The sequence below is a fragment of the Thermodesulfobacteriota bacterium genome (assembly GCA_031082315.1).
In the GTDB taxonomy this organism is placed as follows: domain Bacteria; phylum Desulfobacterota; class QYQD01; order QYQD01; family QYQD01; genus QYQD01.
The window spans coordinates 113,473-126,860 of the sequence record JAVHLC010000004.1 but is presented as its reverse complement, the minus strand read 5'-3'; the positions used below and the strand labels follow the sequence as shown (position 1 = coordinate 126,860).

At 46.6% G+C, this 13,388-nt stretch carries 10 protein-coding genes and 1 pseudogene; 7 read left to right on the top strand and 4 right to left on the bottom strand.

Translation table 11 applies throughout. The features are described 5' to 3' along the window. Positions 1-179 precede the first annotated feature (179 nt). The 4 genes from RDU59_05475 to RDU59_05460 are packed head-to-tail and all read right to left on the bottom strand — an operon-like array spanning position 180 to position 3,737. Entirely contained in the window at positions 180-482 is a 303-nt protein-coding gene (locus RDU59_05475) for a 4Fe-4S dicluster domain-containing protein (protein MDQ7837923.1), read from the bottom strand. Then, positions 482-2,443, bottom strand: a complete 1,962-nt coding sequence (locus RDU59_05470; GenBank protein ID MDQ7837922.1) for a CoB--CoM heterodisulfide reductase iron-sulfur subunit A family protein — start codon at positions 2,441-2,443, stop codon at positions 482-484. The genes RDU59_05475 and RDU59_05470 overlap by 1 nt, the downstream gene beginning before the upstream one ends. Beyond that, on the bottom strand, positions 2,440-3,318 hold the full coding sequence (locus RDU59_05465; protein MDQ7837921.1) for a CoB--CoM heterodisulfide reductase iron-sulfur subunit B family protein: 879 nt from the start codon (positions 3,316-3,318) through the stop codon (positions 2,440-2,442). The genes RDU59_05470 and RDU59_05465 overlap by 4 nt, the downstream gene beginning before the upstream one ends. A 17-nt stretch (positions 3,319-3,335) precedes the next feature. Further along, complete coding sequence (locus tag RDU59_05460; GenBank protein MDQ7837920.1) at positions 3,336-3,737, bottom strand: 4Fe-4S dicluster domain-containing protein; 402 nt, start codon at positions 3,735-3,737, stop codon at positions 3,336-3,338. A gap of 573 nt (positions 3,738-4,310) precedes the next feature. On the opposite strand from RDU59_05460, the gene RDU59_05455 reads away from it, so the two are divergent. The 7 genes and pseudogenes from RDU59_05455 (at position 4,311) to pseB (ending at position 13,261) form a co-directional block, all read left to right on the top strand. Continuing rightward, complete coding sequence (locus tag RDU59_05455; protein MDQ7837919.1) at positions 4,311-5,159, top strand: hypothetical protein; 849 nt, start codon at positions 4,311-4,313, stop codon at positions 5,157-5,159. Between the two features lie 22 nt (positions 5,160-5,181). Continuing rightward, positions 5,182-6,291 (top strand): DegT/DnrJ/EryC1/StrS family aminotransferase, encoded by a 1,110-nt coding sequence (locus RDU59_05450; protein ID MDQ7837918.1) that lies wholly within the window; start codon positions 5,182-5,184, stop codon positions 6,289-6,291. After that, positions 6,288-6,947 carry a GNAT family N-acetyltransferase gene (locus RDU59_05445; protein ID MDQ7837917.1) on the top strand — a complete coding sequence of 220 codons (660 nt, stop codon included), beginning with the start codon at positions 6,288-6,290 and terminating at the stop codon, positions 6,945-6,947. The genes RDU59_05450 and RDU59_05445 overlap by 4 nt, the downstream gene beginning before the upstream one ends. 42 nt (positions 6,948-6,989) lie before the next feature. Next, entirely contained in the window at positions 6,990-8,192 is a 1,203-nt protein-coding gene (locus RDU59_05440; GenBank protein ID MDQ7837916.1) for a glycosyltransferase family 9 protein, read from the top strand. 54 nt (positions 8,193-8,246) lie between these two features. Beyond that, positions 8,247-9,242, top strand: a complete 996-nt coding sequence (locus RDU59_05435; GenBank protein MDQ7837915.1) for a glycosyltransferase — start codon at positions 8,247-8,249, stop codon at positions 9,240-9,242. A gap of 460 nt (positions 9,243-9,702) precedes the next feature. Then, the gene (locus RDU59_05430) at positions 9,703-11,349 is read left to right on the top strand and encodes a glycosyltransferase family 9 protein (GenBank protein MDQ7837914.1); all 1,647 of its coding nucleotides are present in this window, start codon (positions 9,703-9,705) and stop codon (positions 11,347-11,349) included. Positions 11,350-12,052: 703 nt separating this feature from the next. Beyond that, positions 12,053-13,261: pseudogene (gene pseB / locus RDU59_05425) on the top strand (UDP-N-acetylglucosamine 4,6-dehydratase (inverting)). The last annotated feature ends 127 nt before the right edge of the window (positions 13,262-13,388 follow it).

Sequence of the window (13,388 nt, the reverse complement as noted above, 5' to 3'; positions counted from 1 at the left end):
TATCAATAAATGAGAAAAGATCGAATATCTCTCCTCTGTGGCCTCCTAACCAGACATCAGCTCTCAGCAGTCAGCCATTAAACGTCTGGCGCGAGATGTTAGACATCCCTTGTCTCTTGTTTTTCTTCTCCCTTCTCTATCCTCTCACTTTCCCCGACTTCTGACTCCTGTCTCCTCACTTACTTCCTCTGCGTACTTTGCGGCTTTGCGGTGAGTTCTGGTTCTGTAGTCACATAGATAGCGAAATCCGGGCATACCTCTTCGCAGAAACGGCAGGATATGCAATATTTCTCTTCTGTCTCTTCGATCACCGGATAACGGTAGCCTTTGAAGTTGTAGTCCGTTGACCAGGCCAGGACCTTATTCGGACAGTACTCAAGGCAGAGGCCACAGCCCTTGCAGCGTTCGGAAATGATCTGCACCTTGCCGCGGGGGACCTGATATTGATCCAGATTGAATAATTTGCGTTTTACCGGGTCCATCAGACCATCTCCTCCAGTTGGGCAAATATCTGTCTGAAAGAAGAACCCTTAAGGGTTATGGCCCCGGAAAGGCAACCGGCCGCGCACAGGCCGCACCCTTTACACAAGACGGGGTTGATACCGGCCACCATTGCGCCGGTCTTTTCTGACGGAGACATCGTTACCGCGCCGAAGGGACAGATGGAGGCGCAAAGCCCGCAACCGCGGCAGAGTCCTTCTTCCACCCCGGATACCGTGGGCTCGAGTCTTATAAAATCATTGGCCAGGAGAGACAGGGCCTTGCCCGCCGCACCGGTGGCCTGGGAAACGGTGTCGGTAATATCCTTGGCAAACTGCGCTGCTCCGGCCAGAAATATGCCATCAGTATTGCTTTCCAGCGGTCCTAATTTGGGGTGCGCCTCGCTAAAAAATCCGCCGAGGTCGCTGGCTATGTGTAAGGTACGGGCCAGCTTCTGACTGCCGGACGACGGGATAACAGCCATGGCCAGCACTACCAGATCGGCCTCGATCTCTACCTGACGGCCGGACAGGGTGTCTGCTCCCCAGACCACTATTTTATCGCCGGACTTAAAGATCTTTGAGACCTTACCCCGCAGATAGAGAATTCTTTCCTCGCTCATGACCTTTTGCACAAATTCTTCGTGTCCCTTTCCGGCGGCACGGATATCGATATAAAATACGTAGGCCTGACCGTCCGGCACTGCATGCTTATACAGCAAGGCTTGCTTGGCCGTGTACATGCAGCAGACCTTTGAACAGTAGGGGACTCCGTGTTCAGGGTCGCGCGAACCCGCACACTGGACAAAGACCACGTTTTGGGGGATGCGGCCGTCGGAAGGCCGGCGCACCACGCCCCCGGTGGGGCCGGAGGCCGAGAGCATGCGTTCGAATTGCAGGCCGTCGATCACATCTTCATACCCATCGCCTCCGTATTCGCCGATATGGGCCACGGGCATCAGTTCATAGCCGGTGGACAGGATGATGGCCCCCACCTCGAAGGTTATTTCCCGGGGCTCCATGAGGAAATTTATGGCCCTGGCCTCGCAGCTCTTATAGCAGTTCTCACAGATAATTAATTTATCGGTGTTGAGGCAGGCGTCCCAGTCAATGGTATAGACCGCGGGCACGGCCTGCGGAAAGGGCAGATAAACGGCCTTTCGGGCCCCCAGCCCCTGGTCGAATTCATTGGGTACGACCACCGGGCAGGTTGGCACACAGTCGCCGCAACCGGTGCAGAGCGTCTCATCCACGTAGCGGGGCCTCAGCCGCACGGTGACCTGGAACTGGCCGATGTTACCTTCGACGCGGGTTGCCTCGGCATAACTGAAAAGATGGACGTACTCGTTCTGGCTTACCTCTACCATCCTGGGCGTAAGGATACAGGAGGAACAATCAAGCGTGGGAAAGGTCTCTCCCAACTGGGCCATGTGTCCCCCCAGAGATGGCGATTTCTCCACGAGATAGACCTCGTGGCCGCTGTTGGCTATATCCAGGGCGGCCTGTATGCCGGCGACGCCGCCCCCGATCACGAGCACCCTTTTAGTTACTGGGCTCTGGAAAGGCTCCAGCGGTTCGGCATAGCGCAGTCGGCCCAGACTTCCTTTGATGATAGAAAAGGCCTTCTCTGTGCCTTCCGCCCCGTCTATATGCACCCAGCTACAGTGCTCCCGTATGTTGGCCATATCCAATAGATAAGGGTTCAGGCCGGCCCGCTGTGCGGTTTGCGCAAAGGTTTTCCCGTGGAGCCTGGGGCTGCAGGCGGCAACCAGCGCCCCGTCCAGACGGTGTTCGCGGATGTCATCGGCAATCATGGTCTGGCCGGGCTTGCTGCATAGATAGAGGTAGTCTTTGGCCAGAACTACATCGGGCAGGGTTGACACCTTTTCCCTTAAGGCCTCTATATTCACGGTGCGGGCGATATTCTTTCCGCAGTGACATATAAAAACGCCGAGGCGGGTCATTTTACGGCCTCCCGTCCCGGTTCCGCGTCCCGTGGAATTGCCTCTACCTCTGTTTTATAATCCAATTCCATAGCCTGGGCCATAATTTCGGTAAAATACACAATGGGCATGGCCTTTAGACCGGGATGTGTTGATCGCACCATGCCTTGCAATGCGGACAGGTTATAGTGACAGAGGGGACAGCTTACGGCTATCATATCCGCGCCTTCGGACTGCGCGGAACTGATTATCCGGCAGGCCCGCCGGGCTACGGCCTCCGGATGCATGGCAGTCTGGTAAGCGCCGCAGCATTCGTTATTAAGAGGGAAATCTATTACCTTCGCCCCGAGCGCCGAGAGGAAGGGTGTTAATATCTCCGGTTTCTCGGGATCGTCGATAGCCATCTCTTTTGGCCGGAGAAGCAGGCACCCGTAATAGGGGGCCACGGCCAAGCTATCCAGGGGACGTACCACCAGGTCTTTGACCTGTTCCGGTTTTATCTTTTCCCGCAGGAATTCAAGGAAGTGATAAATCTTTACCCGGCCGCTGTAGCCGGGCTTCAGACAGAGGAAGTCATTGATGGCCGCAAGACCATTATTTTTTGAAGTAAAAAGGTTGTTTGTCCGCTTAAGGGTGTTATAGCACATGGAACAGAGGGTCATTATCTCAGAAAAGCCTTCTTCCTCTGCCCGGATGAGGTTGTGAACGGAAGCCAGCCTGGGCATGAGATTTACGGCATCAAGGGAGTAAACCGTACCGCAGCAGTTCCAGCGGCCTAGCTCGGCCACTTCGATGCCCAGGGCCCCGGCTACGGCCAGGGCGGAGGACTCAAAGTCACGGGCGTCGGTTTTTAATGTACATCCGGGGAAATATCCTACACGTAAACCTTCAGGCAAGAAAGGTTATCTCCTGACTACACATTAAATTTTCGGAAATGGCTGACGAGGGCGATCTGAGGCAGAGTCCCGGTATCCTCACAGGATGGTTGCTCTGTGATGGGCTTGCCGTCCATCATTTGCAGTGTACGCACTGCCTCCATGATCCTCGCTATATCTATCCCCTTGGGGCAGCGCACCGAACAGGCAAAGCAGGAGGAACAAAACCATACCGCGCGGCAGGACATAAGGACAGGCCCATTATTCAATTGCGCTTCCCTGATGACCCGGTTGGGCAGAAGGTCCATGGATTCAGCCATGGGACAGCCGGAGGAACATTTGCCGCACTGGTAGCAGGCAAAGAGTTTCTGCCCGCTGAGCGCCTCTATTTTCTGCGCAAAGAGTGACTGTGGATGTGAGTTGCCCAGGATAATCTTCACGGCATTTCCTATACACAAACTTTATTTGATTAACAAATCGACTGTCCCTTGTCAATGATAAGAATGCTTAGGACTTTCCTCAAAGAATCTCAGCAGATTATTTCAACGTGTTAATTTTTATCCAATTTTTGCATTCTAGAAATGGAAGCCGTCATCCCTTCGCTTCACGGCCTGCGCAGTGACCCTTTCGGGACTCGCAGGCGGGGAAGGCTTGCCCCGTCCAGCCTCTAAAGGGCTGGTTTTCCCCTTCCTGCTCGCCCTCGAAGGGTGCCCCACTGCTCCGGCAAGTTACGCTCAGGAACAATGGTTTCCATAAAAATGTGGGGAAAGTCCACTAACCTTTAGGTTTCGTTATTTGCTGAAAGCTGACCGCTGATAGCTGAATGCTTATTGTAGCGTCAAAATTATGACTATTTCCCCTACCACAAGGCCGTATTTCCACGTCATTTGCCCCTGCCGGGTTATCACCAGCTTGCCTAACTCATTGAGATCATGCATATTTGTCTATCTTATATCCTCTGGCACACAAGTTGCTAAACTTAGGGCCAAAGTTCTTTTCAGACAGGGGATAGATTGGCTAAAAAATATTGCATCTGGGTTGTAAGTCCACCTGGTTATGTTCACAGTCAAGCATTTGACTATTTAGCGCTTAGTCTGAATTGCGCTTTTCGTGAGCTTGGGTATCAAGCCCCAATCGTTCGGGATATCGCAAATATTACAGACTATCCGGTTATCATAGGCAGCAATTTGCTTCCATCTCTTGGTAATATTCATATTCCGGACACCTCGATTATTTATAATTTAGAACAAATTCTGCTTGGATCACCATGGATAAATGAAAAATATCTTGATTTTCTCCGCTCTTATGATGTGTGGGACTATAGTAGGCGAAATATTGATGAATTGAAAAAGCTGGGTATAACAAATGTAAAATATTGTGGGATTGGTTATGTTCCGGAATTGACGCAAATGCGCCCATCTAATAATGAAGATATAGATATTCTATGGTACGGCTCACTTAATGAACGCAGAATATATATCTTAGAAAAACTCCGGGATATGGGTTTAAATGTATGTTCTCTCTTTGGTGTATATGGTGATGCGCGTGACCAATATATAGCAAGATCTAAAATTGTTTTGAATATCCATTTTTATGAATCAAAAGTATTGGAAATCGGTCGTATATACTATCTCTTGGCAAATAAGCGTTTTGTGGTTTCTGAAAAGGGTAACGATGAAGAATTGGAAGGACCATTGAAGGGGGGTCTTGTGTTTGCGCCTTATGATAATATTATCAGCGCTTGTGTATCATACTTGAAAGAAGACCACTTAAGGGCTGAAATAGCAGAAAGAGGATTTTCTCTGATAAAGGGCCTAAGTCAAGTGGAGTTCTTGAAAGATGTTTTGAATAGTCAAGGTTGATTTATGATGCAAAGGATAAGAAATGATCCAGGTATTTAAACCCTCTTATGATCAGAAAGAAGTCGAAGCAGTGGCCGAAGTTATCCTGTCCGGATGGGTAGGGTTAGGACCCAAGACCGCCCGATTCGAGGAGGAATTTGCCAGGTTCAGTCATGTAAAATATTGCGTGGGATTGAATTCGTGTACTGCGGCATTGGATATGGCATTGAAACTCTTAGGCGTAAACCATGGTGATGAAGTTATTGTGCCTACAATGACTTTTGTATCAACAGCTCATTGCGTCGTTTACAATCTCGCCACACCAATATTTGCCGATATCGATGAGGCTACATTAAATATTGATATTGACGATGTTGCTCGTAAAATTTCGCCGCGAACCAAGGCTATTATTCCTGTCCATTACGGCGGAAGGCCGGTTGATTTGGATAAACTCAAAAGTGTTTCGGGGAATATCCCTATTATTGAAGACTGTGCTCACGCATGCGGATCAAAGTACAAAGGAGTCCCCGTAGGTGGGATTGGTTTCATGGGCTGTTTTAGTTTTCATGCGGTGAAAAATTTAGCAATGGGCGAAGGCGGCGCCCTGACACTTAATAATGAAGAGATGGTGTTACGAGCAAAAAGGCTCAGATGGCTTGGAATAGATAGGGGAACTTGGGATAGGACAAAACTCGATAGAAGCTACTGGTGGGAGTATAACGTAGATGAAATCGGCCTGAAATCACATTTAAACGATATTTTAGCGGCCATAGGCCTCGTTCAGTTGGGAAAACTGGAAAAAGCGAATGAGAGACGCAGGCAAATCGTTAAGTTATATCGGGAAGGACTTACAGATTTGTTTCAAATTGAACTTCCACCTGAGGATGGCGGTGATTTCATTTCCTCATGGCACTTATTCGGAATCAAAGCCGAAAATCGAGATGAACTGAGCGTATTCCTGCGTGATAAACAAATAAATACAGGAGTACATTATAAACCCATTCATTTCTATCGTTGTTATGGAAATCGGCCCATACTTCCTAATGCGGAAAAAGTCTTTCCAAGGATCTTAACACTACCATTATACCCTGATTTATCCGATAACAATGTATCTTACATCATCGATTCTATAAGAACCTTCTATCAAAAATGACATCAATTGATGTAATCCGCGATCTAAAAAATAATTTTGATCCTATGGGTTGCCTAAAAATTGAGGTTCCAGATGGTTTAATGTGCCACTTAAGGCCCGTTCGGATCACTATTGAAGATGCTGCGAAAATTTCAAAATGGCGCCGTGATAATTATGATTCTTTTTTTACCTCGATAAAACCCTCTGAAAAAGATGTCCTGGCCTGGTTAAAGGGTTATCAACATGATTATAGCGACATTATATTTTTTATCGATATACCTTCCGCTTTTTCTGTCGGGCAAATGGCCTTATATCATATTAATCTTGACAAACGAACTGCGGAATTCGGGAGGATAATACGAGGTGAAAAGGGATCACCAAAGGAAATAATGACCTTTGCGGCCAAAACGCTTCTGGAATGGGCCTTCCAGGAACTCGGGTTAGAGCAAATCAATCTTGAGGTTTTTTCCGACAATAAACCGGCTGTTTCTTTATATCAGCGTCTGGGATTTCAGATAGTAAATACGATTTTGTTTACGAAAATAATAAATGAGTCAGGTATCGAACAGTGGGTGCGGGTAACTGAAAAGAAAAGAAATAATGCCTTGCCAGAACAACAATATCGTCAGGTTACTATTATGGTTCTTTATAATATAATAAAAGATAAGTCACAATAGCCTGATGCGGCCGAGCCAATGAGAGAGGCCTCTTAAGCTCCTATGGCAACTTTAAATATTCCAGGCGTATGTTTTCTTACTTCATCTGTTCCGTTAGAGTTTGATACAGATGGCTGCACGACGTCGATTCAGCCCTCGGCTCACCATGATTTTGATCCGGAGCGTGTGTTGGTTTTGACAGATATGCATGTCAAGCTTTTTGGCTTGCGGTCTATCCCCGGGGTTTCGCTCTATAACTCAATAGGGGCTCCTGAGAACATTAAATTTCCCCAAATCTATGATGGTACCCAGTACCTTGGGGGTAAGCGAGTTTTGATTCTCATGCTGAACGGCTGGGGTGATATGATCCTGATCCAGCCTGCATTAAGGGCCTTATACAAAACGACTATCGCGAAGGGCGATCCCCCGTATATCACCCTGGGCTGCAATTGGATTCGTAACTTTCCTTATCCCGGGGTGCCTTATGTGACCGACGTGCGGCCGAATATCTTGAGCCTGCGAGAATTAAGTGTGTTTGATTTTCTTGTCAGTTTTATTCCGGTAAACTACCAGAGGTCTCTGCACAAATCGATGAAGGACTCATGCCTTGAGATACTTAAACTGAATCCACATGAAAGGATCGATTTACCTTATATTAGACCTGATACCGAGAGGGTAGAAAAGGTTAAGCCTGTACTGGACCAGATTCGAAAGGAAACGGGCAAAAAGCTGCTTTGCCTTAATTGGAAATCGAGATTTCAACATAAGAATGCCTCGCCGGTCCTTTTTGCCAGGATAGCGAGCAAACTACAGGATAGATACCAGGCCTTGCTTATTAAGGATAAAGAGGCTTCAAGGCTTATGCAAAAAGAAATTGATGCCTCAAGCGCGCCGATAATAAATCTTTCACATCTTGTTCACGACTACCATGACACGGTTGCGGCTCTGTCATTGATCGATGCCTTCATATCTGTTGATACCGGTATTGTTCATGCGGCGGGGGCTATGGGCATACCCGGCATAGCCCTTTTCGGGCCATTTCCCCCGGAAACGCATGTAGCCGATTATCCTTCTGTCGTTGGCATCAGGGCGACGTACGAGGGCAAAACGTGTAAGGGCCCTTGTTTGGAAACACACCGCGGCTGCAAGGAGGTTGATTTTACCCCGACCGAAGTGAGTCCTTGTTTTGAGGCGTTGCGGCTGGACGAAGTGGTTGAGGCATTTAATAAGCAGTTGACCGTGTATTATCCGGTCGGTCAACGGTGAACGGTGAACGATCAATAGCGGTCAACGGTGAACGAATATTGTCGGAGGCAATAGATGCGTATCCTGGTTGTTGGGGCAATTTATGGCGGTACCGTACCCATGGGACGGGCCATTTATCAGGCTTTTAATGAAATCAAGCTTGAGGCCGATTTTCTTGATTATGCAGACCTTCAGAAAGAACTGCTGGAGATAAGAAGCGTACGGGATGAGCAGAAATCATATCAGTTTTATTTGAAAGTTAGAATAAGGCTATTGGAAAGGGTTAGTAATTTCAAACCCGATGTCATTTTCGGCGTTGCCCAGTCTCCCCTTAACGATTCCGAAATCTTGCGGGAATTCAAAAAGGCGGGCATACGGCTGTGCTACTGGTTTATGGAAGACTATCGTATTTTTGAGTACTGGAGGGCCATAGCACCCCATTTTGATCACTTTTTCACAATACAAAAAGAAACCTTTTGGGACCAGTTAAACCAGATCGGCTGCAATAACTATTATTACTTGCCTGCTGCGTTCGACTCCAATTTGGAATGTCCGGTCCGCGAAAAGAAGCCAAAAATATCCGTTTCTTTTGTGGGGGCCCCATATCCAAATCGCATTCATTTTTTTGGTAAGCTGCGAAGGACGGACTTTCAGATATATGGCGAAGGATGGAACAAACATCCTAACTCATCGGTGGTTGTTGGCGATCGTAGGATCACGGAATGTGAAGCGCGGGATATATATCAACGTTCGGTCATAAATATTAATCTGCATTCATCCCCGTTTCCGCACACATTTGAGGGAGGGGACTTTTTAAATCCGAGAACATTTGAATTAGCCGGACTGGGTGCTTTTCAGCTGACCGACATGCGAAAGCCTCTGACACTTCATTTTGATCCGGCGGAAGAGGTGGTTTCCTTGAACACCTGGGAGGATATGGAACGGGCCATAGACTATTTTCTTGAGCATGAAGCTGAGCGCGAGGCAATTGTAGAAAGGGCTCAGGAGCTTGTGTTAAAAAAGCATACATATAAACACCGCGCAGAGGAAGTTTTGAGTGTTTTATCATAAGAGACTGTTCGTAACAATTTAGCGTTTTGAAAATACATGATAAAAAGTGCAAAGAAACATATCAAATCAGGAAATCAGGAAGAAGAGAGTTTGAAAGAATTCAGGAAGACGTTTTAATCAGGAATTCAGGAAACCAGGAAAATAAGGCTGATAATCAGGAACTCATGAACTCAGGAAAAATGCTGTTCCATTCCTGATTTTTTGATTTCCAGATTCATTCATATAAATTGTTACCAGGAAAGTATTTTTGAGAAATTGATTTTCAGCAGTTCGGCTTCTGGTTGCTCTGTTCTTTCATGAGTTCGTGAGTTCCAGATTGATAGCCCTTTCTGAATGTAGGACTGTTTAACACCCAAGGTGTTCTTGATATTATTATTTTCTCTGCCTACGGCAGACCGTAGGTCTATGTGCTCTGTGGTTAATCTTTTGACGATACGGGAAGCCCGGAAAGGGGATTTATATGGACGATGGAAAAATTTTGATAATCCATCTCAGTCGTCTGGGTGACATGGTTCAGAGTCTTCCAGCATTAAAGTTATTGAAAGAGGAGCAGCCTCACAGCGTAATCACTTATCTTGGCATTGAGGATTTTTGCCATATTCTTTCTGATGTTCCGTGGATCGATAATTTAGTGACACTTCCGTGGCAGGAGATCGGTTCTATTGTGGGGGAGTTAAGCGAAGGAAGTCTGGATGCGCTCGACCAATTATGGAACAGGGTTCCTGAGTTGGCCGAAGAATATGACCTATTAGTCAATTTGACCCATAATTGGGGCAGCAGTTACTTGTCCGGGAGGGTGAGGGCCAGGCAGAAGAGAGGCAGGATATTTTCGGACAAAGATGAGATTGTCGTTTCCGGCAAATGGGGAAAATATCTTTTTGCTATGACAAGAAATCAGAAAGACAACTTACTAAATTTAGTTGATATTTACATGGGAATGGCTGGTGTAAAAAACAGGCCGGCAGGGCAGTTTTTGCCTACTGATCCGGCGTTAGATCAAAAATGCGCCTCTCAACTATCCGATCTCGGAGTTCGAGGTGGAAAGTTATCCATTGGTTTTCAGCTTGGAGCAAGCAAGCCCAACAGGGCGTGGCCGTTGAAAAATTTTATCAAATTGGGAGAACTCCTTTTCCAGCACCTGGATGCACAAATCGTTCTTTTCGGATCTGAAAGAGACCTGACTCTTGCCGATAGATTCCATGAACAGGCGACCTATCCCTTTACAAGCCTTATCGGGAAGACGAGACTTTCGGAACTGGGTTCATTTTTTAAGGGGATCGATCTATTAATAGGTAATGATACAGGTCCGATCCACATCGCGGCTGCGGTGGAAACCAAAGTGGTCGGGATCTTCGTTAGTACGGCCCATTTTGGGGTGACAGGTCCTTATGGGGCCGGACATGTAGCCGTCCAGTCGAATTATCCATGTGCGCCGTGCCTAGGCTCAACGGCGTGTTATTATCCCTTATGCAGAGAAAACATAAAACCTGAAACCGTGGAGCATGGGGTGAGGCTTTGTTTGGGTCTGGATGAGGGGATAGCGGCTTCGGGGCCGGAAGCCAGCCTATACAAATCTTCCTTCCATACCGACGGAACATTGAGATACCGGTTGATCAGCCCCAATACAGACGGCTTTTTGCCCTGGCTGAGGTCGTTCCACTATCTAAAAGCATCAGTCAGCCAAAGCCTCTGGAATGACTGGCTTGGCCTGCGCTCGGACTCTGTTGATGTTGAAGTGAAAGGTAAGGACCCACGGACAGAAGAAATCTTAGCCGCCATTAAAACAGCTTGTTCATCCTATAAAAAGATCTATGAAGACGGAAGGACTTTATGTCAGAAGATAATCGATCAATTTCGAAGGGACAAACCGGATATCCCGCTTGTCCAGGTTATGATCGAATCCTTAAGGCAGATTGAGGAAAGGGTAAGAGATTTAGAATGCCCGCTTTCCATCCTGAAAGAGATGCATGAGTACTATATGGCGGAAATGGAGCCTTGTAATTTCCCTGAGCTCGCGCACAATTTCTTGGAGAAATATACGGCATTAAGGGACATTATAACCAGTTTTGAGATAACGCTTAACAATCGTAATAATTTAGCGTTTTGAAAATGCATGATAAAAAATGCAAAGAAACATATCAAATCAGGAAGAAGAGAGTTTGAAAGAATTCAGGAAGACGTTTTAATCAGGAACTCAGGAACTCATGAAGAAAAATGCATTCCTGATTTCTTGATTTCCAGATTCATTCATATAAGTGGTAACACTTCAGGCATTACAATTCGAAGCCCCGCCTCTGGAGGGGCATCGCATTTACGACAGGCTTTCAAAAATCTAACTTGTTACCAGGAAAGTATTTTTGAGAAATTGATTTTCAACAGTTCGGCTTCTGGTTGCTCTGTTTTTTCATGAGTTCCTGAGTTCCAAATGTAAGAATCTGCAGCATTTCAGGCTTTGTCGTCAATTTTTTGACTTATTTGCCTAGTACCCGGAACAATTTGCCTACCCTCGTTCCTACCCAAAATCCGGTATCCAGTGTAACTAATTGGTTTAATGACAAAAATAAGTGCTGATAACCATGGCACATTGATTGCAAATCCTGAAGTAAATCTAAAAGTTAAATTAAAGTTTCTTCTCCTATGTGCCGAGAACGGTAATAATAGTTGACCGTTATCCGTTAACCGTTGACCGACAATATTCGTTCACCGTTCACTGTTTACCGTTTACCGACCGGATAATAGCACGGTTAACTGCTTTTATTCGGATAACGGTAAACGGTCAACGGTGAACAATCCAACAATGGAGTAAGACTATGGATTACAGGGTACAAGAGGTGAGCAAGAAGTTAGGTGTCCCAACATCTACGATCCGATATTGGGAGTCCGCGTTTCCTGCGTTTGTCAAACCAATAAGGACGAATGGTGGGCAGAGAAGATATTCTGATGAGGATATTGATGCATTGATGCAAATCAAGGAATTGCTTCACGGCAAGAATAGAACAATTGAGCAGGCCAAGGGACTTCTTAAAAAAGGGAATGCCGACATCGGAAAGATAGATTGGGAAAAACAATCTATTCTCTTAACCGGTGGGACGGGGTCTTTTGGAAAACATTTCTGTAAGGTAATGGTCGAAAAGTATAACCCAAAGGTCATAAGAATTTACAGTCGTGATGAGTTAAAACAACACGAGATGCGCCAACAATTTGGCGAGGAGGTTTTAAGGTACTTTATCGGTGATGTAAGAGATGCTGACCGTTTAAAAAGGGCGATGGAGGGAGTAGATATAGTCGTACATGCCGCAGCGCTTAAGCAGGTTCCCTCCTGCGAATATAATCCTTTTGAGGCGGTAAAAACCAATATCTACGGGGCGCAGAATGTCATCGATGCTGCCATCAACACCGGTGTGAAGAAAGTAGTGGCACTGAGTACGGACAAAGCCGTAAACCCGGTCAACCTCTATGGAGCTACCAAACTCTGTGCGGACAAGCTTTTCATCCAGGGAAATTCCTACTCCGGTTCACGGGGTACGCGGTTTTGTTGCGTGCGGTACGGCAATGTTATTGGAAGTAGAGGCAGCGTTATCCCTCTATTCAAAGAGCAGAAAAAGAGCGGAAAGGTAACCATAACGGACAGACGGATGACCAGGTTCTGGATTACGCTCGATCAGGCGATTGAATTGGTTATTAAGGCCCTCTGCCATATGCAGGGAGGGGAAATTTTTGTGCCTAAGATACCAAGTATGAAGATCATGGATTTAGCCAGAGCAGTAGCCCCGGGATGTGAAATCGGATTTATAGGGATAAGGCCGGGCGAGAAACTGCATGAGGCTCTGATTACAGAGGAGGAAGGGCGGAACACTGTTGCCTACGATGGTATGTATATCATCATGCCACGCTATTCATGGTGGGAAAACCGTAATCGTTATGACATCGGTCAGAAGCTGCCGGATGGCTTTGTATACACCAGCGATAAGAATGACGAATGGCTGACGGAGGATCATTTGAGGGAAATCATCTACGACTCCCCAGCGGCGGAAGACGATTCGGCTCACGAATTATTATCCACTATTCATCATTTAAACGAGAAAGTGATCTTGAACATGCTGAATTCCGAAGAAGGGTTAGAAGGGGTTCACCGTTGACCGTAAG